This is a genomic window from Dactylosporangium aurantiacum (genome assembly GCF_000716715.1).
GTDB classification, from domain to species: Bacteria; Actinomycetota; Actinomycetes; order Mycobacteriales; family Micromonosporaceae; genus Dactylosporangium; species Dactylosporangium aurantiacum.
Map to the genome: position 1 here is coordinate 15,633 of NZ_JNYJ01000057.1, position 21,897 is coordinate 37,529.

Annotated in this window: 23 protein-coding genes; 6 read left to right on the forward strand and 17 right to left on the reverse strand. The window is 71.8% G+C overall.

Annotation, left to right across the window (positions count from 1 at the left end):
• The first annotated feature begins 5 nt into the window (after positions 1-5).
• The gene (locus OP18_RS43465) at positions 6-1,646 is read left to right on the forward strand and encodes an alpha-amylase family protein (protein ID WP_033365188.1); all 1,641 of its coding nucleotides are present in this window, start codon (positions 6-8) and stop codon (positions 1,644-1,646) included.
• 4 nt (positions 1,647-1,650) lie between these two features.
• Here the strand turns inward: OP18_RS43465 and OP18_RS43470 are convergent, their stop codons facing one another.
• Positions 1,651-2,643, reverse strand: coding sequence for a sigma-70 family RNA polymerase sigma factor (locus tag OP18_RS43470; RefSeq protein ID WP_033365224.1), 993 nt, complete (start codon positions 2,641-2,643; stop codon positions 1,651-1,653).
• Between the two features lie 26 nt (positions 2,644-2,669).
• Between OP18_RS43470 and OP18_RS43475 the strand changes: the two genes are divergently transcribed.
• A complete protein-coding gene (locus tag OP18_RS43475; RefSeq protein WP_033365189.1) occupies positions 2,670-3,476 on the forward strand; it encodes an alpha/beta fold hydrolase in 807 nt (268 codons plus the stop codon).
• A 47-nt stretch (positions 3,477-3,523) separates the two neighbouring features.
• Here the strand turns inward: OP18_RS43475 and OP18_RS43480 are convergent, their stop codons facing one another.
• Both OP18_RS43480 and OP18_RS43485 read right to left on the reverse strand, forming a co-directional pair.
• Positions 3,524-5,272 (reverse strand): putative bifunctional diguanylate cyclase/phosphodiesterase, encoded by a 1,749-nt coding sequence (locus OP18_RS43480; protein WP_081971608.1) that lies wholly within the window; start codon positions 5,270-5,272, stop codon positions 3,524-3,526.
• A gap of 50 nt (positions 5,273-5,322) precedes the next feature.
• Positions 5,323-5,772 carry a MarR family winged helix-turn-helix transcriptional regulator gene (locus tag OP18_RS43485; RefSeq protein WP_033365190.1) on the reverse strand — a complete coding sequence of 150 codons (450 nt, stop codon included), beginning with the start codon at positions 5,770-5,772 and terminating at the stop codon, positions 5,323-5,325.
• Between the two features lie 43 nt (positions 5,773-5,815).
• Between OP18_RS43485 and OP18_RS43490 the strand changes: the two genes are divergently transcribed.
• On the forward strand, positions 5,816-6,220 hold the full coding sequence (locus OP18_RS43490; RefSeq protein ID WP_052388210.1) for a hypothetical protein: 405 nt from the start codon (positions 5,816-5,818) through the stop codon (positions 6,218-6,220).
• Between the two features lie 33 nt (positions 6,221-6,253).
• Here the strand turns inward: OP18_RS43490 and OP18_RS43495 are convergent, their stop codons facing one another.
• Genes OP18_RS43495 through OP18_RS43505 form a run of 3 tightly spaced genes read right to left on the reverse strand, consistent with a single transcriptional unit; the run spans position 6,254 to position 9,738 of the window.
• Positions 6,254-7,375, reverse strand: a complete 1,122-nt coding sequence (locus OP18_RS43495; protein WP_033365227.1) for a geranylgeranyl reductase family protein — start codon at positions 7,373-7,375, stop codon at positions 6,254-6,256.
• 38 nt (positions 7,376-7,413) lie between these two features.
• Positions 7,414-8,493 (reverse strand): EscU/YscU/HrcU family type III secretion system export apparatus switch protein, encoded by a 1,080-nt coding sequence (locus OP18_RS43500; protein WP_033365192.1) that lies wholly within the window; start codon positions 8,491-8,493, stop codon positions 7,414-7,416.
• Positions 8,494-9,738, reverse strand: coding sequence for an EAL and HDOD domain-containing protein (locus OP18_RS43505; RefSeq protein ID WP_245635736.1), 1,245 nt, complete (start codon positions 9,736-9,738; stop codon positions 8,494-8,496).
• Positions 9,739-9,842: 104 nt separating this feature from the next.
• On the opposite strand from OP18_RS43505, the gene flhA reads away from it, so the two are divergent.
• From flhA to OP18_RS58170, 3 genes are all read left to right on the forward strand, one after another.
• Positions 9,843-11,888, forward strand: a complete 2,046-nt coding sequence (flhA, locus tag OP18_RS43510) for a flagellar biosynthesis protein FlhA (protein ID WP_033365193.1) — start codon at positions 9,843-9,845, stop codon at positions 11,886-11,888.
• A 796-nt stretch (positions 11,889-12,684) separates the two neighbouring features.
• On the forward strand, positions 12,685-13,665 hold the full coding sequence (locus tag OP18_RS43515) for a hypothetical protein (RefSeq protein WP_156090192.1): 981 nt from the start codon (positions 12,685-12,687) through the stop codon (positions 13,663-13,665).
• Positions 13,666-13,675: 10 nt separating this feature from the next.
• Positions 13,676-13,969, forward strand: a complete 294-nt coding sequence (locus tag OP18_RS58170) for a hypothetical protein (protein WP_156090193.1) — start codon at positions 13,676-13,678, stop codon at positions 13,967-13,969.
• Positions 13,970-13,996: 27 nt separating this feature from the next.
• On the opposite strand, the gene OP18_RS43525 is transcribed toward OP18_RS58170, so the two are convergent.
• The 11 genes from OP18_RS43525 to OP18_RS43575 form a co-directional block, all read right to left on the reverse strand.
• Positions 13,997-14,770, reverse strand: a complete 774-nt coding sequence (locus tag OP18_RS43525) for a flagellar biosynthetic protein FliR (RefSeq protein ID WP_052388211.1) — start codon at positions 14,768-14,770, stop codon at positions 13,997-13,999.
• Entirely contained in the window at positions 14,763-15,038 is a 276-nt protein-coding gene (fliQ, locus tag OP18_RS43530; RefSeq protein WP_033365197.1) for a flagellar biosynthesis protein FliQ, read from the reverse strand. Before fliQ ends, OP18_RS43525 begins: the two co-directional genes overlap by 8 nt.
• A gap of 15 nt (positions 15,039-15,053) precedes the next feature.
• Positions 15,054-15,836: a flagellar type III secretion system pore protein FliP gene (fliP, locus tag OP18_RS43535; protein ID WP_033365198.1), complete on the reverse strand. Its 783-nt coding sequence runs from the start codon at positions 15,834-15,836 to the stop codon at positions 15,054-15,056.
• Entirely contained in the window at positions 15,833-16,168 is a 336-nt protein-coding gene (locus OP18_RS43540) for a FliO/MopB family protein (RefSeq protein ID WP_081971609.1), read from the reverse strand. Before OP18_RS43540 ends, fliP begins: the two co-directional genes overlap by 4 nt.
• Before the next feature lie 11 nt (positions 16,169-16,179).
• Positions 16,180-16,920 carry a flagellar motor switch protein FliN gene (fliN, locus tag OP18_RS43545; RefSeq protein ID WP_033365199.1) on the reverse strand — a complete coding sequence of 247 codons (741 nt, stop codon included), beginning with the start codon at positions 16,918-16,920 and terminating at the stop codon, positions 16,180-16,182.
• Complete coding sequence (locus OP18_RS43550; protein ID WP_245635737.1) at positions 16,917-17,942, reverse strand: flagellar motor switch protein FliM; 1,026 nt, start codon at positions 17,940-17,942, stop codon at positions 16,917-16,919. Before OP18_RS43550 ends, fliN begins: the two co-directional genes overlap by 4 nt.
• A gap of 97 nt (positions 17,943-18,039) precedes the next feature.
• Positions 18,040-18,504: a flagellar basal body-associated FliL family protein gene (locus OP18_RS43555; protein ID WP_033365200.1), complete on the reverse strand. Its 465-nt coding sequence runs from the start codon at positions 18,502-18,504 to the stop codon at positions 18,040-18,042.
• Positions 18,505-18,518: 14 nt separating this feature from the next.
• Complete coding sequence (locus tag OP18_RS43560) at positions 18,519-19,439, reverse strand: OmpA/MotB family protein (protein ID WP_081971610.1); 921 nt, start codon at positions 19,437-19,439, stop codon at positions 18,519-18,521.
• Positions 19,439-20,212 carry a flagellar motor protein gene (locus OP18_RS43565; protein ID WP_033365202.1) on the reverse strand — a complete coding sequence of 258 codons (774 nt, stop codon included), beginning with the start codon at positions 20,210-20,212 and terminating at the stop codon, positions 19,439-19,441. Before OP18_RS43565 ends, OP18_RS43560 begins: the two co-directional genes overlap by 1 nt.
• Before the next feature lie 5 nt (positions 20,213-20,217).
• Complete coding sequence (locus tag OP18_RS43570) at positions 20,218-20,502, reverse strand: flagellar FlbD family protein (protein WP_033365203.1); 285 nt, start codon at positions 20,500-20,502, stop codon at positions 20,218-20,220.
• Between the two features lie 164 nt (positions 20,503-20,666).
• Entirely contained in the window at positions 20,667-21,890 is a 1,224-nt protein-coding gene (locus OP18_RS43575; RefSeq protein WP_033365204.1) for a flagellar hook protein FlgE, read from the reverse strand.
• Positions 21,891-21,897 lie beyond the last annotated feature (7 nt).

Here is a 21,897-nt window from a genome sequence, read left to right on the forward strand (position 1 = left end):
AGCACATGGGCGAGCGCTGGTACACCGAGAGTGTCATCTATTGCCTGGACGTCGAGACGTTCCAGGACTCCAACGGCGATGGCATCGGCGACTTTCAAGGTCTCATCAGTCGTCTCGACTATCTGACCAGGCTCGGGATCAACTGCCTGTGGCTGCATCCGATCCATCCGACGCCTGGCCGGGACGACGGGTACGACGCCACGGACTTCTACAACGTCGACCCGAGACTGGGCACCCTGGGCGACTTCGCCGAGTTGCTGCACGAGGCGGCGAACCGGGGCATCAAGGTCATCATCGATCTCGTGGTGAATCACACCTCGGACGAGCACCCGTGGTTCCAGTCGGCGGTCGCGTCGAAGGACTCGCCGTACCGCGACTGGTACGTGTGGTCCGACAAGGAGCCCGCCGACCGCTTCCAGGGCATGGTGTTCCCGGGCGAGCAGGCCGAGACGTGGACCTACCACCGCCGCGCCCGGGCCTGGTACTACCACCGCTTCTACGACTTCCAGCCGGACCTGAACTTCGCCAACCCGCTCGTGCGGGCCGAGATCAAGAAGATCCTCGCGTTCTGGATCCAGCTCGGCGTCGCCGGGTTCCGCATGGACGCGGTGCCGTTCATCATCGAGCTCACCGAGCCGGGGCGCACCGACAGTCCGATGGACTTCGACTACCTCTCCGAGCTGCGCCAGCACATCCAGTGGCGGCGCGGCGACGCGGTCCTGCTCGCCGAGGCCAACGTGGAGCCGGAGAAGCTGCCGGAGTACTTCGGCGACGCGGGCGGGTCGGGCAACCGCATCCACATGCTGTTCGACTTCATGCTCAACGGCCGGCTGGTGCTGGCTCTCGCCCGGCAGAACCCGGAGCCGGTCATCGACTGGCTGAAGACCACCCCGAAGCTGCCGCCGGGCGGGCAGTGGGCGACGTTCCTGCGCAACCACGACGAGATCGACCTGTCGCGGCTCACCGCCGAGCAGCGCGAGGACGTGTTCGAGCAGTTCGGCCCCGACGAGGACATGCGCCTGTACGACCGCGGCATCCGCCGCCGCCTCGGCCCGATGCTCGGCGGTGACCGGCGCCGGCTGGAGATGGCCTACTCGCTGCAGTTCACGCTGCGGGGCACCCCGGTGCTGCGCTACGGCGAGGAGATCGGCATGGGGGAGGACCTGAGCCAGGTCGGCCGGTACGCCATCCGCACGCCGATGCAGTGGTCGTTCGCGAAGAACGGCGGGTTCAGCGACGCCGAGCCGATCCGCCCGGTCATCAGCAAGGGCGACTACGCGTACGACGCCGTCAACGTCACCGCGCAGCGGCACGACCCGGGGTCGTTGCTCGCCTGGTTCGAGCGGATGATCCGGACGCTGCGGGAGAGCCCGGAGGTCGGCAGCGGCACGTGCGCCTGCGTCGACAAGCCGCTCCCGGCGGGGGTCCTCGCCCACCGCGCCGACGGGCCGACCGGCTCGATGCTGTTCCTGCACAACCTGGGCACCGAGGACGCCGTCGTCGACCTCGGCGACCTGGCCAAGGACACGCACCTGCCCAACGACGTCTTCGCCGACCAGGAGTACGAGCCGGTCGGCGACTTCACCGAGCTGCGGCTGGCCGGCTACGGGTACCGCTGGATCCGCCTGCGCCGCAGCAGCGTGTGACGGCTCACAGCGCCGGCGGCAGCCCGAGCCGGGTGAAGTGGGCCTCACCGATGAAGGACGTGATGGCGCTGATCCGGTCGCCGCGCAGCGCCAGCACGTTGACCGACCAGGCGCGGTGCGAGCCCGTGCCGCGGTCGCGCAGGTAGCAGGCGACCGCGGGCTGGGCGTTCGCGGTCGCCGGCAGGTGCCGCCAGGAGCCGCAGCGCTTGAGCGGCACCTCGGCGGCGAACTCGATCGCGGTGGCCCCGCGGTACCAGTGCGGCAGCGGCGGCATCGACCAGGTCACGTCCTCGGTGAGCAGGGCGACGAGGCCGGCCGTGTCGCCGCGCTCCATCGCGGTGGCGTAGCGGGTGACGAGCTGCCGCACCCGCGCGTCGCCGACGTCGCGCAGAGTCCGCTGCTGGGCCGGCGCCGGCACGCGCTCGGCGACCAGCCGGCGGGCCCGGGCGAGGGCCGAGTTCACCGACGTCGGCGTGGTGCGCATCATCGCGGCGATCTCCGCGGCGGAGAAGCCCAGCACGTCGAAGAGCAGCAGCGCCGCCCGCTGGTTGCCGGGCAGGTGCTGCAGCGCCGCGACGAACGCCAGCTCGACGGTCTCGCGCCGCTCGTACACGGCGTCCGGGTACGGCTCGAGCCACGCCACCTCGGTCGACGGCGTGTCGGCGAGCACGACGCGTTCGCTGGCCGGCCCCAGGTCCATCGGCAGCGCCCGCCGCCCCCGGGCCGCGGCCAGGTCCAGGCAGGTGCGGGTGGCGACGGTGTACAGCCACGCCCGCAGCGAACCCTCCTCCTTGAGCGTGTGCATCCCGCGCCACGCCCGCAGCAGCGCGTCCTGCAGCGCGTCGTCGGCGTCGTGGACCGAGCCGAGCATCCGGTAGCAGTGCGCGTGCAGCTGCGCCCGCAGCGGCTCGACCAGCTTCGTGAACTCCTCGCCGGGATCGCGACGATTCCGCGCCCCGGCGCCGGTCTCATCTTCGACCGACGATTCGACCGGCATGTCCACCGCCTTGATCTGGAGGGTTCATGAACCACACGTTGCGGGTGCCCGACGCCACCCTGTACTACGAGGTGCGCGGCCGGGGGCCGCTGCTGGTGCTCGCCGGCGCCCCGATGGGCACCAGGTTCCTCGCGCCGCTCGCCGAGCTGCTCGCCGCCGACCATACCGTCCTCACCACCGACCCGCGGGGTGTCGGCGCCAGCGTCCCGGACGACCCGTCCGCGGACTCGACCCCGCAGCTGCGCGCGGCGGACCTCGCCCAGCTGATCGCCCACCTGGGCATCGGTCCCGCCGCCGTCTTCGGTACCAGCGGCGGCGCCGTCACCGGGCTGGCGCTGGCCCAGGCGCATCCGGATGCGGTGCACACGCTCGTCGCGCACGAGCCGCCGTTGACGGAGCTGCTGCCGGACGCCGCCGGCCAGCGCGCGGCGGTCGAGGACATCATCGCCACGTACGCCGCCGGGGACGTGCCCGGCGCCTGGATGAAGTTCCTGGTCAACGCCAACATCCCGGTGGATCCGTCGGCGGCGCCGCCCCCGCCGGACGCCCAGCAGGCCGCCGACGAGCGGTTCTGGTTCCTGCACGAGATGCGCGGCACCACCCTGTGGGCGCCGGACCTCGACGCGCTGCGCACCGGCGGGGTGCGGATCGTGGTCGGCGTGGGGGAGGACTCCACCGGGCAGATCTGCGACCGCACCTCGGCCGCGCTGGCCGCGGGGCTGGGCACGGACCGGGCCGTCTTCCCGGGCGGGCACATCGCGTTCGTCGACGACCCGGCCACCTTCGCGCCGCGCCTGCGCCAGGTCCTGACCGCGAACATGACGGCGGCCTGACCGGCGGGCCTGGCCGGCCGTCAGGTCCGCCGGCCTGGTGGCGGCGGTCAGCGGGTGGGGATCTCGGCCGGGGTGACCGGGCGGCCGAAGTGCCAGCCCTGGCCGAGGTCACAGCCGAGGGCGGCGAGCCGGGCGGCCTGGTCGGCTGTCTCGATGCCCTCGGCGGTGACGGTCATCTGCAGCGTGTGCGCGAGCCGGATCACCGTCTCCACGATCTGCTCGTCGACGTGGTCGCTGGCCAGGGAGCGGATGCCGGCCATGAAGGCGCCGGCCAGCTTCAGCCCGTGCACCGGCAGGTGGCGCAGGTAGGCGAGGTTGGAGTAGCCGATGCCGAAGTCGTCGATGACGATGCGCACGCCGAGGTCGGCGATGGTGCGCAGGGTCTGCACCGGCCGGCCGGTCGACTGCATGAGCACCGTCTCGGTCAGCTCCAGCTGCAGGTTGGTCGGGTCGAGGCCGGTGTCGGCCAGGGCGTGCCGCACGTCGTCGAGCAGACGCGGGTCGGTGCACTGGCGGGGCGAGACGTTGACGCTGATGAGCAGCGGGGTGTCGGGGTGGGCGCGCTGCCAGTCGGCGGCGACCCGGCACGACTCGCGCAGCACCCAGCGGCCCAGCGGGTGGATCATGCCGGACTGCTCGGCGACGGGGATGAACGTGTTGGGTGACACGGTGCCGAGGTCCGGGTGCCGCCACCGCAGCAGCGCCTCCGCGCCGCGCAGGCGGTTGTCGGCGAGGACGACCAGCGGCTGGTACACCAGCTCGAACTCGCCGCGGTCCAGGGCGCCGGCCAGCCGGCCGGTCAGCCCGTAGCGCAGGACCTGCTGCGCGTTGCGCTTGACGTCGAACAGCGCGTAGCGCGCCCGCCCCTCCTCCTTGGCCAGGTAGAGGGTGGCGTCGGCGGCGCGCAGCAGCTCCTCGGGCTCGGCGCCCAGGCAGGGCTGCTCGACGATGCCGATGCTCGCCGACACCGCCAGCTCGTGCCCGTCGAGACGCACCGGCTTGCTGAGCTCGGCCAGCATCGCCTCGGCCAGCTCGGTCAGCTGGCCGGGGCCGCTGCTGTCGCGCACGACCACGACGAACTCGTCGCCGCCGACCCGGGCGACCAGGTGCCCGGCGCCGTTGACGCAGGCCCGCAGCCGGTCGGCGAGGGCGACCAGCAGCCGGTCGCCGGAGCCGTGCCCGAGGGTGTCGTTGATGGTCTTGAACTCGTCGAGGTCCAGGAAGCAGACCCCGATCCGCTCGCCCTCGCCGGCCGCGCTCAGCGTGTCGGTGAGGTGCCGGTAGAGCAGCACCCGGTTGGGCAGGCCGGTCAGCGGGTCGTGGTGCGCCTGGTGGTGCAGCTCCAGTTGCAGGCTGTGCTCGGCGTCGGTGAGCGCCCGGGCCCAGGCGCGGCGGATCCGCTCCTGGTCGTCGAGGACGCGCTGCCGGCCGGTGCGGGTGAAGCCGGCCGCGACCGCGCCGAGGATCGCGCCGATGCGGTCGTCGTCGGGCTTGCCGTCGGCGGCGGCGGGCAACCCCGCGAGCACCGCGATCGTGCGCTGCAGCGCCTCCGGGCTGGACAGGCCCACCTCGATGAGCGCGCCCCCGACGGCGGCGGCGGGCTCGGGGTCGAAGGGCTCGGCGCGCAGCACCTCGGCCAGGCGCACGACGAAGTCGTCGAACCGGGCGCGCAGCGCCTCGGCGCCGATGTCGAGGTAGCTGGTCTGGCGGACGGCGGCGACCCACCGGTGCGCGAGGTCGGACAGCGCAGGCTCGATGAGCACATCGTCCTGGCCGTCGGCGCCGGTCAACCGCATCACCCCTGGCGCGAAGATTACCGTGCCGCGAAGCGTTGAAGAATCGACGCTCAGTGGCGATCTGCGGCCGTTTCGGTGAGGCCGGCGACGAAGCGCGTCAGGAGCTGCGCGAACCGGTCCAGGTCGGCGGGGGGCCAGCCGGCGGTCGCGGCGGCGAACCTGGCCCGCCGGGCCGCGTGCACCCGCTCCGACAGCGCCAGGCCCGCCGCGGTGCGCACCAGCAGTGAGCGCCGGCCGTCGGCCTGGTCGGCCTCGCGCCGCAGCCAGCCGGCCTCGACGGCGGCGGCGACGAGCTTGCTCGCCCGGGGCTGCGCCACGTCCAGGGCCGCGGCGACCGCCATCACCGTGGCCCGGTCGCCGAGCCCTTCGACGGCGTCGACGACGTCGAACACGGCCGGGTCGACCCCGCCGGTCGGACCGCTGCGGGCCAGCGCGCGACGGGTCTGGCTGCGCCGGATGGCGACCATCGCGGTCTCGACCGCGGACAACGCGTCATGCATAATCTTTGTTATCTACATTCTTTTCGCATGTACTGGAGGCTCCATGAAACCAGAGGAGCGGCCGATCGGCTACTGGCTGCGCGAGGTCGACCGGCGGATCGAGGACGCGTTCCGGCGCACCCTCGACGGGCGGCAGCTACGCCGCCGGCACTGGCAGGTGCTCAACGGGCTCGGTCCGGGCGACCCGTTCTGGGGACCGGGGGAGCGGCCCTACGCGGAGGTCGTCGCCGACCTGACCGCCCGTGGCTGGGTCACGCCGGACGGCGCGCTCACCGCCGACGGCGAGACGGCCCGGGCGGCGATCGCGGCCGACGTCGCCGAGGTCCGGCGCCGCGCCGCCGCGGGCGTGCCGGACGAGGACTACCTGACCACGGTGCGCACCCTGGCCCGCATGGCGGGCAACCTCAGCGACGGCGGGCCCGCGGCCGGCACGCCCAGCGGCGGCTGACCGTGTGCCGGGCGGCAGCGACCGCTCGCCGGCTCAGCGGCGGCTGACCGTGTGCCGGGCGATGGCGGCGACCGTGCGCGGGGTCAGGGTGCCGTCGCCGAGGCCCAGTTCGACGAGGTCGTCGAAGACCGCCTGCCGGTGGTCGGCGGCCCGCACGGCGGCGTTGACGATCCACTGCCGGCCGCCGAGCAGCGCCGCCGCCCGCGAGTGGCGCAGGTGCCGCCCGAGCCGCGCCCGCAGCGCCGCGGTGTACCGGCGCCCCGGCGCGTCCCCGGGCGCCGCCGCGGCCGCCCCCGCCAGCGCGCCGGACAGCACCGCGTAGAAGATGCCCTCCCCGGTGAACGGGTTGATCAGGGACAGGGCGTCACCGGCGAGCAGCAGCCGCCCCCGGGCCGGCGCCGGCCGCCGGGTCGACAGCGGCAGGTGGTGGGCGCGCAGGCCGGTCGCCGCGGCGACGTCCACGTCGGGCAGCAGCGCCGCGAGCCGGTCCAGCAGGTGCGCGCGGGAGACGGGCCGGCCGCGCAGGATCTCGCCGTAGCCGACGTTGGCGGTGCCGTCGCCGATGGGGAAGGCCCACGCGTACGCCGGCCACTCCCGCGCCGCGGTGACGATGCGCTGCTCCGCCGGGCCGTCGAACGGCGCATAGCCGCGGATGGCGAGCGCCAGGTGGCCGGGGCCGTTCGGCGGCTGGCCGAGCGCCCGGCGCACCACCGAGTACGCGCCGTCGGCGCCGATGACCGCGCCCGCGGACACCGCCCCGTCCAGCACGACCCGGGCGCCGCGCTCCTCGACCCGGCGCACCGTGTGCCGGCGCAGCACCGCCCCGGCGGCCACCGCCGCGGCCGCGATCCGCCCGTCCAGCCGTTTGCGCGGCACCGTGTACGCGGGCCGGGCGTGCGCCCGGGCGACCGCCCCGCCGGCCGGCCCGACGAGCCGCAGCGACGGCACCGGCACGGAGCCCTCCTCCACGCCGGTCACCCCGAGCCCGGCGAGCACGTCGAGGGCGTGCGGGGCGACGCCGTCACCGCACGGCTTGTCGCGCGGGAAGTCGGCCTTGTCCAGCAGCAGCACGCTCGCGCCGGCGCGCCGCGCGGCGAGCGCCGCCGCCGCACCCGCGGGCCCGGCACCGACCACCACGACGTCGAACTCGTCCATGCCCAGCACTCTGCCAGCACACCGCCGTCGGCGGGCACTCAACGATGCTCAGGGACGGTGTGCACGCCCGCGGCGGAGCCCTTCGACTTGAGCATCATGATGAAGGCCAGGACGCGGGCGACCGCGCCGAAGAACTCAGCGGGGATCTCGTCGCCGACGTCGCAGGCGCCGTACAGTGCCCGGGCCAGGGGCACGTCCTCGACCATGGGGACGCGGTGCTCGCCGGCCACCTCGCGGATCTTGAGGGCGATCACGCCCATGCCCTTCGCGACCACCCGCGGGGCGCCCTTCGTCGGGTCGTACCGCAGCGCCACCGACACGTGCGTCGGGTTGACCACGACGACGTCGGCGCGGGGCACGTCGGCCATCATCCGGCTGCGCGCCATCTCGTGCTGGCGCTGCCGGATCTGGCCCTTGACGTGGGGGTCGCCCTCGGACTTCTTGTGCTCCTCCTTGACCTCCTCCTTCGACATCCGCAGCTGCTTGTTGACCCGTCGCTTGGCCACGAAGTAGTCGGCGAAGGCGAGCGCGAGCCCGGTTGCCGCGGCGACCCGGATCACCTTCAGCACCGTGTCGGCGACCAGGGCGATGATGGTCTGCAGCGGCATCGCCGTCGCGCCGAGCAGCGTCGGGATGAGCGTCTGCATCGTGTTGTAGACCACGAGGCCCAGGATCACGACCTTGACCAGCGACTTGACGCTCTCCCACGCGGCCTGCCCGCCGAAGGTCCGCTTCAGGCCCTTGAACGGGTTGAGCTTCTTGAAGTCCGGCTTCAGCAGCTTCGTCGCCGGGCGCAGGCCGCCCTGCGCGGCGGTGGCGAGGATCGCGAACACGAACAGGCCCACCGTGATCGGCGCGGACAGGATCGCGATGTCCTTGACGCCGGCCTTGAGCAGCTCCAGTGCCTTCGCCGGCTCGGGGTCGACGAACGCCTGCGTGCTGCGCATGAACAGCGACTGGCTGCGCGACATGACGTTGCGGGCCGTCATCGGCAGCAGCACGCTGGCCAGCAGCACCCCGCCCCACGCGCCCAGATCCGGCGTGCGGGCCCGGGTGCCCTCACGCCGTGCCTGCCGTTTCTTCTGCTCGGTAGGCTGCTCGGTCTTCTCGCCAGCCATCTACCGGCCGAGCGCCCCCTCGATCGTCCGCATCGACCAGCCGACCGCCGCCAGGTACGCCTTCGCCAGCTCCACCGAGGACACCGGGGAGGTGGCCAGCGCCTGCTCGTCGGCGACCTCGTACGCGCGCACGATCGACAGCACCTGACCGAGCCGGCCGTGCCCGTCGACCAGCGCGTCGGCCACCTCGACGGTCAGCGGCAGGCGGTTGACCAGCTCGGCGACCGGCTCCGAGATGAGCTCGGCGACCCCGGCGAGCAGCCCGACGGTGAACGCCGCGTCGCCCTGCAGCCCGAGCCGCTCCGCGACGGTCTGGCACAGCCGGGCCCGGGCCATCGTCGTGGACAGCTGGTCCTCGGTCGCGGACTCGGCCACGTCGCTGACGAGCATCAGCGCCGCCCACTGCCGGATCTTCGCCGAGCCGAGCAGCACGACGGCGTCGCGGACCGACGCCACCTTGCGCGGCAGGCCCGACGCGGCGGAGTTGGTGGCCCGCAGCACCCGGTAGGACAGCGCCGGGTCGCTCTGCACGATCGAGGACACCTTCGCGATGTCGGCGTCCTCCGCGGTGACCGCGCCGAGCAGCTCCAGCCGGCGCAGCCGGGACGGGGACAGCGCCACCGCCGTCAGCACCTGGGGCCGGCCGACCGCATACCCCTGCAGCAGGTCGAAGCCCACCTGCTTGGCGAGCAGGATGTGCTCCTCGGTCTCGACCCGCTCCGCGACGAGCTTGATGCCGGGGTACCGCCGGCACCGCTCCACCACCTCCATGAGCTCGTCCGGCTCGCGGATGAGCAGGTCCAGCTTCACGTACGCGGCGAGCCCGAGCAGCCGCTCGTGGCCGAGGCCGAACACGAAGTCGTCGAGGGCGATCTCGTACCCCTGCTGCACCAGCCGCGCGGTGCCGGCGAGCACCGCGTCGTCGATCTCGACGGTCTCCAGGATCTCCAGGATCGCGTGGTCCGGGTCGAACGGCAGCGGCAGGTCACCGACGAGGAAGTCGCGGGTCAGGTTGATGAAGCACTTGCGCCCGCCGACGAGCTGCTCCAGCCCGAACTCGGTGAAGGCGTTGACGATGACCTGGCTGGTGGCGTACGCGCTGCGGCGGGACGCCTCGACCTCGTCCGCGGCGCCGCGGAACAGCAGCTCGTAACCGACGACATGGCCGGCCCAGTCGTAGAGCGGCTGGCGGCCGATGTGCACGAGCTGTGTCGCGTCCGGGTGGGAGGTGGTGGCGGGCTGCACGCCCCAACCATCGGCACCCGGCGCTGCAACCAAAGGAAAACCCTCAGAACCACCCGTTCGGCACCGATCAGGGGAACGCGTCACATCAGAAAGACGAGGAGAGCGTGCCCAAACGCCTGTCGCAGTTCATCGTGCCCATCGGCATCGTGTTGATCATCCTCATGATGGTCGTGCCGTTGCCGGCGTTCCTGCTGGACACGCTGATCGCTTCGAACATCACCCTCGCGCTCGTGATCGTGCTGGTCAGCATGTACGTGAAGCGGCCGCTCGAGTTCTCCTCGTTCCCGTCGCTGCTGCTCATCGCGACCCTGTTCCGCCTGGCGCTGAACATCAGCGCGACCCGGCTCGTGCTCACCGACGGCTTCGCCGGCGCCGTCATCGACGCGTTCGGCCACTTCGTCGTCGGCGGCTCCCTCATCGTCGGCCTCGTCATCTTCCTGATCCTGTTCATCGTCCAGTTCATGGTCGTCACCAAGGGCGCCGAACGGGTCGCCGAGGTCGGCGCGCGCTTCACGCTCGACGCCATGCCCGGCAAGCAGATGGCGATCGACGCGGACCTCAACGCCGGCCTCATCGACGAGGCGACGGCCCGCAAGCGGCGCACCGAGATCACCTCCGAGGCGAGCTTCTACGGCGCCATGGACGGCGCGTCGAAGTTCGTCAAGGGCGACGCGATCGCCGCCATCATCATCACGCTGGTCAACCTCATCGGCGGCTTCGCGATCGGCATGCTGCAGCGCGGCATGTCGCCCGGCGACGCGATCGCGACCTACTCGCTGCTGTCCGTCGGCGACGGTCTCGTCTCGCAGATCCCGGCGCTGCTGCTGTCGGTGGCGACGGGCCTCATCGTCACCCGCTCCGCCAACGACGGCGACATGGGCACCACGGTCAGCAAGCAGCTCAGCCAGAACCGCCGGGCGCTGCAGATCGGCGGCGGCGCGGCGCTCGCCCTGTGCCTGATTCCCGGGCTGCCGAAGCTGCCCTTCCTGCTCGTGGGCGCCGCGGTGCTGGTGATCTCGCAGCGCCTGCCGAAGCCGGTCACGGAGGCCGAGGAGCAGGCCGCGGCCGCCGCCGAGGCCGAGCCGCCGCCCCCGGACCCGACGGAGGCGCTGCTCGGCGAGATGCGCGTCGACCCGCTGGAGCTGGCCCTGGCCCCCGACCTCGTCGACCTCGTCGACGCCAGCGGCGGCGACCTGCTCGAACGCGTCCGGGCGCTGCGCCGCAAGGTCGCCCTCGAGCTGGGCATCGTCATGCCGCCCGTGCGGACCCGCGACGACCTGGAGCTGCCGCTGTCCACGTACGCGGTGCGCATCAGCGGCGTCGAGGTCGGCCGCGGGCAGGCCCCGCCCGGCACCGTCCTGGCCATCGGCGACGGCCTGGACTTCCTGCCCGGCCGCGCCGGCGTCGAGCCCGTCTTCGGCCTCGCCGGCAAGTGGGTCCCCGCGGAGCTGCGCCACCAGGCCGACCTCACCGGCGCCACGGTCGTGGACCGGGCGTCGGTCATCATCACGCACCTGGCCGAGATCGTCCGCGTGCACGCCAGCCGCCTGCTGGGCCGCGAGGACGTCCGCGCGCTCACCGAGATCGTGAAGCGCACCCACCCCGTCGTCGTGGAGGAGCTGACGCCGTCCTCGCTCAGCCTCGGTCAGATCCAGCGGGTGCTGCAGACGATGCTCGACGAGGGGGTGCCGATCCGCGACCTGGTGCGCATCTTCGAGGCCCTGTCGCTGCAGGCGAAACAGTCCGCCGACCCCGACTCGCTCGTCGAGGCGGCCCGCGCGTCGCTCGGGCCGGCGATCGCCGCCCGGTACGCGCACGACGGCACCCTCACCGCGATCACGCTCGACCCGAGACTGGAGCAGCAACTGCTGGAATCCCTGCGCCCCACCGACAGCGGGCTGCAACTGCTGATCGACACCGCCCGTGCCGAGTCGATGCTCGCCGACCTCACCAGAATCGCCGAGCTCGGCGAGGAACGCGGCACCGGTCCCGTCCTCGTCTGCTCACCGCAACTGCGCAACGCACTGCGGAAACTGGTGCAGATGGCGTTGCCGCGTTTGCCGGTTCTGTCCTACTCGGAGATCGCCGGGAGTACGCTGCGGATTGAGACTATTGGGGTGGTGAATGGTGCCTACCCGGTTGCTGCTTGAGGGTCGTGACCTCGAAGAACTGCTCGCGCAGGTGCGCGCGGAGCACGGGCCGGACGCGGTCATCGTCTCCGCCGAGAAAGTGCGCACCGGTGGAGTCGGTGGCCTTTTCGGCACCCAGAAATATGAGCTGACGGTGGAGGTCCCGGATTCCGCTGCCACAACTCAATCATCCGGCCCTGACCCCCGCAACGACGACACGCCGAAACGTTCGCTGAGTATTCAGGATCTGGCCGCGCTGGCCGATGCGGCCGAGGCGCAGGGCCGGAATCCGACGTTCGCCGACGTGCTCGCCGGCGCGCGGGAAGGCGCGTGGGAAAGCGCTGCGGAACATGTGCGGGAAGGTGCACCGCCGAATGCCGGAGGTGGGGTGCGTCCGCCGGGTGCCGGGGGTGCGCGTCCGCCGGGTCCGCCGGGTGCCGGGGGTCCGCCAAGTGCCGGAGGTGTGCGTCCGCCGGGTGCCGGGGGTCCTCCGCGGCCGCCGACCGCGGCCGACGCGCTGAACCGGCTCCTCGCCGACGCGCCGCCCGCCGAGGCGCCCAGCGGTGCGCCCTCGGTGCGCCCGTTCCGCCCGGCGGCCAACCAGCCGATCGCGAAGCTCGGTGTCCGGCAGGTCAACGCCGACCCGCGGTTCGAGCAGCGCCCCGAGACGCCGCGGCCGCAGCGGTTCCAGCCACCGCCGGTGGACCCGCGTGCGGCGCCGGGCGGCGGTGACCCACGGCGGCGCGTGCCACCACCGCCGGACCCGCCCAGACCACAGCTGTCCGACCCTGAAACCGATTTCTGGCAGGAGTCCCCAATGCCTGTTGAAGCCACCGCCACCGTGGAGAAGCCGCGGACACCGGACGCGAGCGAACGGTTGGCCGGCGCGTACAACCCGCACACCGCCGCACAGGCGGCGGAGCGGGCCGCCGCCGAGCGCCCGGCCGCCGCGGCCGCCACCGAGCGCGCCGCCGCCGACCGGGCCGCCACTACCGCCGCGGCCGCCGGCGCCGCGCCTGCCGCTGGTGCTCAGGCCGCGCCGGCCGCGCCGGCTTCACCGGCTTCGCCGGCTTCGTCGGCTTCGCCGGCTTCACCGGCTTCGGTGGCGGAGCGCGCGGGCGCGGCGCCGGCGGTGACGGAGAAGCCGGAGCGGCAGGCGGCGCTGGGCCGCCGGCTGCAGTCGCTGGGCGTGCCGTCCGACATCGCGTTCCGGGCGACGGCCGCGGACACGTACACCGCCGTCGTCGACGCGTTCTCGGCGCTGCCGCTCGCCGAGCCGGCCCCCGACGGCCCGGGCGAGACGCTCATCGTGGTCGGCGAGTCGACCCACGCCGTCGACGTCGCCCGCTGGGTCGCGGAGTCGCAGCGCCTCGACACCAGTCACATCCTGTTCGCCGGGCGCAACGCCGCCGCCGCGGGCATCGACCCGAAGCGCCGCATCACCGGCGCCCACGACGCCCGCCTGTGGGCCAAGAAGCTGCGCAAGTCCGACTCGCCGAGCGTGGTGGCCGTCGAGGCCGCCCTGGACGAGTCCGCCTGGGCCGCCGCGATCGTCGAGGCGGTCCGCCCGGTCGCGGTCTGGGTCGTCGTCGACGCCAGCCGCAAGACCTCCGACGTCGCGCACCACCTGCAGGGCCTGCGCCGGGTCGACGCGATCTGCCTGCGCGGCACCCTGTCCAGCGGCGACCCGGCCAGCCCGCTGTCGCTGCGGCTGCCGGTGGCGCTGCTCGACGGCCGCCCCTCGACCCCGTTCCAGTGGGCGGCGATGCTCTGCGAGCGCCTGAGCCTGGTGGGCTGACGTGCTCGGCATGGCGCGGTTCTCCACGCTGTTCCTGGCGTTGGTGATCGCGTCGCCGGCGCTGTACGCCACCTTCGTCACCCACCAGCTCGACGTGGAGACCGGCCTGTTGCGGCTGCTGGTCGCCGTGCCGGTGGCGGCGGTGATGCTCGCGGTGTTCCGGCTGGTCACCCGCGACTACGGCAGGCCCGGGGACCGCCCGAAGGGCCCGGCCACCGAGCCGCCCGGCGACGAGGAACCCCTGCGCGCCGAGGCCGTCGCCGGCGAACCGTTCCCCCAACGCCGCGCCGAGGACGCCCACTGACGCGTGCTCGCGCCCGAACCGACCCGTTCAGGCGTCGAGCAGGCGCAGGACCAGCGTCACCGAGCGGTCCGTCAGGTTGGCGATCGCGTTGGGCAGCAGCATCATCGCGGAGCCCACGATCAGCAGGGTCAGCAGCACCTTCGCCGGGAAGCCGAACGAGAACGGGTTCAGCGCCGGGGCGGCGCGGGTCAGCAGGCCCAGCGCCACGTCCACCGCGAGCATCACCGCGACCAGCGGCGCCGCGATCTGCAGGCCCGCCAGGAACATGTCGGCCAGGCCGCCGGTGATGATGTCGGCGAAGACCCGCAGCGACATCGCGTCGGTGAGCGGGATCGCGGTGTACGAGCGGGCGAACCCCCGCAGGATCAGCTGGTGGGAGTCGGTGGCGAACATCAGCGCCATGCCGATGAGGTTGTAGAACCGGCCGAAGACGGCGTTGCCCTGCAGCGAGAACGGGTCCATCGCGAAGGCCAGGGTGAAGCCGCCGACCAGGTCGATGACGTTGCCGGCGACCTGGACGGCGGCGAAGAGCAGCGCGGTGACGAAGGCGAGCGCGGCGCCGACGACGGCCTGCTCGACCGCGTTGGCGATGAGGACGCCGGCGGACATGCGGGGCGGGACCTGCGGGGCGAGGGTCGGCGCGAGCGGCAGTGCGATCGCCACCGACAGCAGCGCCTTGACCGGTGCCGGGGCGCCGCGGTTGTTGAACGGCGGGCACAGGGCGAGCCACACGCCCGCCCGGATCGAGCCGAGCAGGACCGCCAGGACCGTGCTCAGCGGCACGGTGTAGGTGTCAGGCACCCTTGATCAGATCGGGGATCTGGGCGTACAGCTGCTCGGTGTAGGTGACCATCTCGTGCAGCATCCAGTTGCCGGCGAACAGCAGCGCGATGCCGATCGCGGCCGCCTTCGGCACGAAGGACAGCGTCGACTCCTGGATCTGGGTCACGGACTGGAACAGTGAGATGGCGAAGCCGACGATGAGCGCGGTGAGCAGGATCGGCGCGCCGAGCTTCGCGGCGATGGTCATGGCCTGCAGGCTCAGTTCGATGATCTTGGTGTCGGTCATCTGGGGTACACCTCGTCAGTGGTAGCTGGCCACGAGGGCGGTGAGGATCAGCCCCCACCCGTTGACCAGGACGAACAGCAGGAGCTTGAAGGGCAGGGCGATGGTGACCGGGGGCAGCATCATCATGCCGAGCGACATGAGGGCCGCCGAGACGACCATGTCGATCACCAGGAACGGGATGTAGATGACGAAGCCGATGATGAACGCGGCCCGCAGCTCCGACAGGATGAAGGCGGGCACCAGCGTGGTCAGCGGCACGTCGTCCTTGTTCTTCGGCAGGGGCCGGTCGGCGATCTTCGTGAAGAGCGCGATCTCGTCCTTGCGGGTCTGCTTGAGCATGAACGTCTCGAGGGGCTGGACCCCGTCCTTGAAGGCGACCGACTGGCTCTTCTCCCCTCGCAGGTACGGCTGCAGCCCGACGTCGTTCACCTCGCCGATGACCGGCGACATGATGAAGAGGCTGACGAACAGCGCCAGGCCGGCGATCACCTGGTTGGGTGGCACGTTGCTGAGGCCGAGCGCGTTGCGGGTGATCGACAGGACCACGAAGACCTTGGTGAAGCTGGTGGTCATCAGCAGCAGCGACGGCGCGATCGACAGCAGCGTCAGCAGGATGATGATGGTGATCGACTGGCTGGGCTGCACGCCGCCGACGTCGATGTTGACGGTGCCGTCGGGCGGGCTGGGCGACACCGGCGGCTTCGGGGTCGGCGCGGCGGTGGCGGAGCCCGGCAGCAGGAGCAGCGCGGCGCACCCGGCTGCGACGGTCAGGAGCCGTACGGCAGCCGTGGACCTCATCGCCGGCCCCGCAGGAAGCGCCACGCGTCGGCGGAGAACAGCGAGCCGGCCAGCGGTGACGGTGGGGACGCCTCGACCGGCTGCTCGAACAGGTGCGCGTCGGCGTCGGCGAGCAGCGACACGCCCGCGTCGCTGACCCCGAGGACCAGCGCCCGGTCGGCGACCTTGACGATCGCGACCGACGAGCCGCGGCTGAGCTGCTGGCGGGCGAGCACGGTCAGCAGGCCGGCCCCGTGGCCGCCGACGCCCCGGCGGGCCAGCCGCGCCAGCGCCCACAGTAGTACAAAAACCACTGTGAGTGAACACAGGACGCGCAGTGCCAGCTCGATCATGACGGCAGGTCCTACGCCCGGTCCGACGGGCCGACGATCTCGGTGATCCGGATGCCGAAGTTCTCGTCGATGACGACCACCTCGCCGCGGGCGATGAGCCGCCCGTTGACCAGCAGGTCGGCGGGGCCGCCGGCGGCCCGGTCCAGCTCGATCACCGCGCCCGGGGCGAGCGACAGCAGCTCCCGCACGCTCATGCGGGTGCGGCCGAGCTCGGCGGTGACCTCCATCTCGACGTCGTGGAGCAGGTCGAACGCGGGCCGGCCGCGGTCGGTGCGCTCGCCGCGCGGCTCGTCGCCGCCCGGGGCGCCGGTGACCTCCACGGCGACCGCGAGCGCGACGACGGCCTGCACGGTGCCCTCGTCGGTGCGCAGCGGCACCAGCAGGCCGCCCGCGCCGGCCAGCTGCCCCATGGCGTCGGCGGGGGAGAGCACCTCGCCGGGGTCGACCACGACCGGGCCGACGGTGGCCGCCGCGGCCTCCAGGGCGGGCCGGACGGCCTGGCTGAGGTCCAGGGCGCCCATGGGGGAGTTGGCGAGGGCCTCGACCAGGTCCTGCGTGACGACGATCGCGACCTCGCCCTGCGCCGTGCCGGCGAACCGGGCGCGGACCGCCTGGCCCTCGATGGCCGGCTCGTCGACGTTCTGCGTGGGCGCACCGACGGAGAGCGGCGAGCTGGCGGGCAGCAGCGCCACGGCGGCCTGGGCGGCAGCCTCGGCACGAGCCAGCATGGCCTCGTTGGTGGCGATGGTCATCGGCGGGTCTCCTCAGCGCGGTTCTGGCCGAGCTGCCCGGCTGCGTGTCCGGCGGGCCGGTGTGTCGGTCGTTGACCCGGCTGTGGGCTCGGCACCACGAGACAGGCCAGTCGGTTGCCCTGCGCGCCCGGCACGGCGTAGGCGAACGTGATGTCCGCCGTGGTCACCGCCAGCGGCGTCGAGGTGGTGTGGGCCAGGGGGACCACGTCGCCGGGGCGCAGCCCGACGAGGTCGGCCGGGTGCATGCGTACCGGCTGGAACCGCACCGCGACCTCGATCGGCGCGCCCTCCAGCCCGGCGACCACGTTGCGGTAGGCGGCCTCCCGGGCCAGCCGCTGCGCCTCGGTGAGCACCGCGCTGCCCTGCTCACCCTGCAGCTTCGGGAAGATCGAGCCGAAGGGCAGGCAGATGCTCGCCACGCACTCCTCGGTGCCGACCCGCATCTCGAACGAGGCCACGATGACCGCGTCCGACGTCGCGCCCGCCTGGGCGAACTGCGGGTTGTACTCGATGGTCGTCATCTCCGGGCGTAACGCCACGATGCCCTCGAAGGCGTAGCGCAGCTCACCGAGCGTCCGCTCGATGAGGCCGTGCAGCAACGGCGTCTCGATGTCGCTCAGTGGGCGTTGGGGCTGCGGACCGCCCGGGCCGCCGAGCATGTGGTCGATGCAGGCCATGGCGGTGCTCAGGGAGAACTCCAGAATGGCTGTGCCGGGTAGTGGGTCGATGCTGAACATGGCGACGATCGTCGGGCTCGACAGGCCGCTGATGTACTCGTCGTAGGTCAGCTGCTCGATCGAGATCAGGCTGACCTGCGACACCGCCCGGAGGCTGGTGGTCAGCAGCGTGGCGTACTGGCGGGCGAAGGTCTCGTAGGCGATCTGCAGGGTTCGGATGTGTTCACGGGACAGTTTCGTGGGACGCCGGAAGTCATACGGCTCCGGACCGGAGCTCTTGCCGCCGCGCCGGCTCATCTTGCCGGGCGTGCGGCCGCTACCGGTCGCCGACGTTGACTGCGTCACTCTCCTACCATCGGTCTTTTCAGGTGCAGCTTGACGGAAAACGGCCGAAACGGACCTGGAGGTTTCCTTGAAAACCCCCAGATCCGCCGGTTCGTGGCTACTGGATCACGAATGACGTGAAGTACACGTCCATGATCTCTTTCTCCTTGTCCACCGTGTAGGCCGCCTCGATCTTCTCCTTGAGCTCCGCCTTCGAGCGCTCCCGCTCCTGGTTGGACATGAGCTCGGCCATCTCCCGGTTGCTGTACAGGTCGATCGCGATGTCCAGCGCCTTGCTGCCGTCCGGCGCCTCCGCGACGTCCGCCGTGGCCTGCAGCGACAGCTTCAGCTTCAGGAAGTGCCCGTCGGCCAGGTTGATCGTGATGGCGTCCAGCGGCACCACGATGCCCGGCTCCGGCTCGGGCTCCGCGGTGGCGGAGGACGGCTTGAGCATGAGATAGCCGCCCGCGCCACCGCCCAGCAGCACCACCACGATCGCGATGATCATGATGAGCTTCTTCTTGCTCTTCTTCGGGGCCTCGTCGGCCCCGGCCTTCTGATCGGCCTTCTCGTCGTTCGCCATGGTCGCCGGTTTCCTCAGTTGCTCGAAGCCGCCGAGGGCAGCAGCGCCCGGGTGTCGGCCGGAAGGGTTGACAGGACGATGATCTCCACCCGCCGGTTGAGCGACGCCGCTCGCGGGTCGTCCGCCGGGTACAGCGGCTTCGTGTCGGCGAACCCGGACGCCATCAGGCGGTTCTCCGGGATGCCGGCGTCGCTGTGCAGGAAGCGCACGACGGTCGAGGCGCGGGCCGTGGACAGCTCCCAGCCGCTCGGGTACGTCCCGGTCGTGGCGGCGAGCTGGTTGGTGTGCCCGTCGACCTCGATCTTGTTCGGCAGGCCGGCGACCGCCGGACCGATGCCGGCCATGATCTCCCGGCCGGCGGACAGCAGCTGCGCCTCACCGCCGTCGAACACGATCGCGCTGGTGACGACCGTGACGACCAGGCCGCGCTCGTCGACGCTGAACCGCACCGCGTCGGCGAGCCCCTCCTTCTGCAGGCGCTGCTCGATCTGCGCCTTGATCTTCTCGAAGTTCTCGACCTCCTGCTGGGCGGCCTTCTGCCTCGCCGACGCCGAGGCCCGCTCCTTGGCCGCCACGGCCTCCTGGACCGCTGTCGCGTCGCTCGTGGTGCCGCCGATGCCCGAGGACATGTCCATCGGGGAGTCGCTGTCGGAGGACTCCATCAGGTTGGCCTCGCCGCCGTCGAACGCCACCGCCGGCGAGCCGAAGCCGACCGCCAGACCGTTCTTGAGCTCCGCGAACTTCTTCTGGTCGACCTGGCTGATCGCGAACAGCACGATGAAGAGCACCATGAGCAGCGTCATCATGTCGGCGTAGCTGACCAGCCAGCGCTCGTGGTTCTCGTGCTCCTCGTCGTGCGCGGCGTGCTTCTTGCCGTGCCCCTTCGCGTGGGCGCCCTGCTTGCCGCCTTTCACAGCGTGTGCACCTCCGCTCATCAGGCGGCCTCCTTCTTGTCAGACGCGCTGCCCGGCGGCAGCAGGCTCCGGAGTTTCTGGGCGACCAGGCGGGGGTTGGCCCCTGCCTGGATGTTGATGATGCCGGCGATCACGAGCTCCATCTGCGAGCACTCGAGCTCCGACAGGCGTTTCAACTTGGCTCCCATCGGCAGCCACATGACGTTTGCTGAGAGAACTCCCCAGAGCGTCGCCACGAAGGCGCCGGCGATGAGGTGACCGAGCTTCTCCGGCTCGCTCAGGTTCTCCAGGACGTGGATCAGGCCCAGCACGGTGCCGATGATGCCGATCGTCGGCGCGTACCCGCCCATCGCCGTGAAGATCGCGCCGGCCTGCTTGTCGGCCTTGCGTTTCGCGTCGACCTCCGCCTCGAGGATGGTGGACAGCTCCTCGGAGTCGGTGCCGTCGATCGCCAGCTGCAGGCCCTTCTTGAGGAACGGGTCCTGCACCTCCTTCATCGCGTCCTCCAGGGCCAGCAGCCCCTCGCGGCGGGCCTTCTCGGCCAGCTTCACGATGTCGTCGACGAGGCCGTCGGCCGGCGCCACACTGCCGAGCAGCACCCGCTTGAAGGAGTCGACGAGCGCGATCGTGTCCTTGAGCATGCCGCCCGCCATGGCGGCGCCGAGCGTGCCGACGAAGACCAGAATCAGCGGCGGCAGCAGGAAGATGGAGCCGGGGCTGCCGCCTTCCAGGATCATCGCCGCGAAGATCGCGACGAAGGCCAGCACGATACCGATAAGGGTTGCCGGATCCATGGGTGTCAGCGCTCCCGACGGTGCAGATGGACGACGTTGGTCTCGTTGACCCGCTCGCGGGCGGTCTCGGCACGTTCGGCCGGCGTCTGCCCGACCAGCTGCTGGGCGTCGACGACCACCTGCGCCCGGTACCGGCGGATCAGCTCCACCAGCTCCGGCAACGACTCGGCGATCAGGTACTTCGTGCCGTCCACCAGCGTCACGACGGTGTCAGGGGTGCAGTCGGCCCGCTCAACCAGGTCGGGGTTGAGGGCGAACACCGGGCCGTTGAGGCGGGTCAGCAGGATCATCGACGCGCTCCACTCCTTGGAGGTTGTGGGCGAGGCCCCCTCCGTGGGGCCTTCGGTGTTCACATCGGACCGATCACCCGACAGGTGAGGAGTTGACGGTTGCCGGGCAGGTGCTACGGAGAAGGCCCGCCACCAGGGCGGGCCTTTTCGAGCGGAACGTCCGGTTACCGCTTCAGGTTCACCAGCTCCTGCAGCACGTCGTCGGAGGTGCTGATCACCTTCGAGTTCGCCTGGAAGCCGCGCTGCGCCACGATCAGGTTCGTGAACTCCTGGGCGAGGTCGACGTTGGACATCTCCACCGCACCGCTCTGCAACGTGCCGAGACCCACCGTCCCCGCCACGCCGACCTGGGCCAGGCCCGAGTTCACCGTGAACCGGTACAGCGAGTCGCCGACCTTCTCCAGGCCCGGCGGGTTGTTGAAGTTGGCCAGCGCGAGCTGCGCCACGGTCTGCTTGTTGCCGTTGGAGAACACGCCGACCAGCTGACCGTCCGGGTTGATGCTGAAGGACTGCAGCGTCGCGGCCGGCGAGCCGTTCTGGCTCAGCGGGCTCACCGTCGTGTTGCCCGTGTACTCCGTGAGGCCGGCCAGGTCGACCTCCACCCCCACGCCGTCGCCGTCCGGGTCGTACAGCAGGCCGATCTTCGTGTCGCCGTTCGCGTCCGTGTACGTCGGCAGGCTGATCTGCCCGTTCGGCAGGAACGTCAGCGGGGTCGCCGCCGACGGGCTGGTGCCGTCGGAGACGACCACCTCCCAGCCGCCCGCGGTCAGCGTGAACGTCGTCGTCAGCGTCACCACGTTGCCCTGCACGTCGTACGTCTTGATCGAGCGCGGGATCGTCGTGTTCACCGGCGCGTCGGCGGGCAGGTTACCGGCGATGACCATGTTGCGGGTGGCGTTCGGCGCGATCAGCGTGCCCATCGGCAGCCGGATGTCACCGATCGGCGCGTTGGTGTTGACCTCGCCGTTGACGGCGGGCCAGCCCTGCACCGCGGCGCCGGTCGGGGTGACCAGCTTGCCCTCGGCGTCGAAGTTGAACGCGCCCGCCCGCGTGTACAGCTGCTCGTTGACCGAGTTGACCACGAAGAACCCGTCGCCGGAGATCATCACGTCGGTCGCCCGGCCCGTGGTCTGCGCGGAGCCCTGGACGAAGCTGGTGTTGATCGCGCCGAGCCGCACACCCAGGCCGACCTGCGCCGGGTTGGTGCCGCCCTGACCCTGCTGCGGCGCGCCGGCGGCCCGCATCATCTGGCTCAGCGTGTCCTGGAAGACCACCTGCGACGACTTGAACCCCACGGTGTTGACGTTGGCGATGTTGTTGCTGGTGACGTCCATCATCTGCTGGTGCGCGCGCAGGCCGCTGATGCCGGAGAACAGTGAGCGGAGCATTGGGGAG

What these genes read in the sequence shown, in the direction of transcription:
- OP18_RS43465 (WP_033365188.1), top strand. Translation starts at nt 6, where the DNA reads ATGGGCGAGCGCTGGTACACCGAGAGTGTCATCTATTGCCTGGACGTC.
- OP18_RS43470 (WP_033365224.1), bottom strand. Translation starts at nt 2,643, where the DNA reads ATGCCGGTCGAATCGTCGGTCGAAGATGAGACCGGCGCCGGGGCGCGG.
- OP18_RS43475 (WP_033365189.1), top strand. Translation starts at nt 2,670, where the DNA reads ATGAACCACACGTTGCGGGTGCCCGACGCCACCCTGTACTACGAGGTG.
- OP18_RS43480 (WP_081971608.1), bottom strand. Translation starts at nt 5,272, where the DNA reads ATGCGGTTGACCGGCGCCGACGGCCAGGACGATGTGCTCATCGAGCCT.
- OP18_RS43485 (WP_033365190.1), bottom strand. Translation starts at nt 5,772, where the DNA reads ATGCATGACGCGTTGTCCGCGGTCGAGACCGCGATGGTCGCCATCCGG.
- OP18_RS43490 (WP_052388210.1), top strand. Translation starts at nt 5,816, where the DNA reads ATGAAACCAGAGGAGCGGCCGATCGGCTACTGGCTGCGCGAGGTCGAC.
- OP18_RS43495 (WP_033365227.1), bottom strand. Translation starts at nt 7,375, where the DNA reads ATGGACGAGTTCGACGTCGTGGTGGTCGGTGCCGGGCCCGCGGGTGCG.
- OP18_RS43500 (WP_033365192.1), bottom strand. Translation starts at nt 8,493, where the DNA reads ATGGCTGGCGAGAAGACCGAGCAGCCTACCGAGCAGAAGAAACGGCAG.
- OP18_RS43515 (WP_156090192.1), top strand. Translation starts at nt 12,685, where the DNA reads ATGCCTGTTGAAGCCACCGCCACCGTGGAGAAGCCGCGGACACCGGAC.
- OP18_RS58170 (WP_156090193.1), top strand. Translation starts at nt 13,676, where the DNA reads ATGGCGCGGTTCTCCACGCTGTTCCTGGCGTTGGTGATCGCGTCGCCG.
- fliQ (WP_033365197.1), bottom strand. Translation starts at nt 15,038, where the DNA reads ATGACCGACACCAAGATCATCGAACTGAGCCTGCAGGCCATGACCATC.
- fliP (WP_033365198.1), bottom strand. Translation starts at nt 15,836, where the DNA reads ATGAGGTCCACGGCTGCCGTACGGCTCCTGACCGTCGCAGCCGGGTGC.
- OP18_RS43540 (WP_081971609.1), bottom strand. Translation starts at nt 16,168, where the DNA reads ATGATCGAGCTGGCACTGCGCGTCCTGTGTTCACTCACAGTGGTTTTT.
- fliN (WP_033365199.1), bottom strand. Translation starts at nt 16,920, where the DNA reads ATGACCATCGCCACCAACGAGGCCATGCTGGCTCGTGCCGAGGCTGCC.
- OP18_RS43555 (WP_033365200.1), bottom strand. Translation starts at nt 18,504, where the DNA reads ATGGCGAACGACGAGAAGGCCGATCAGAAGGCCGGGGCCGACGAGGCC.
- OP18_RS43560 (WP_081971610.1), bottom strand. Translation starts at nt 19,439, where the DNA reads ATGAGCGGAGGTGCACACGCTGTGAAAGGCGGCAAGCAGGGCGCCCAC.
- OP18_RS43565 (WP_033365202.1), bottom strand. Translation starts at nt 20,212, where the DNA reads ATGGATCCGGCAACCCTTATCGGTATCGTGCTGGCCTTCGTCGCGATC.
- OP18_RS43570 (WP_033365203.1), bottom strand. Translation starts at nt 20,502, where the DNA reads ATGATCCTGCTGACCCGCCTCAACGGCCCGGTGTTCGCCCTCAACCCC.
- OP18_RS43575 (WP_033365204.1), bottom strand. Translation starts at nt 21,890, where the DNA reads ATGCTCCGCTCACTGTTCTCCGGCATCAGCGGCCTGCGCGCGCACCAG.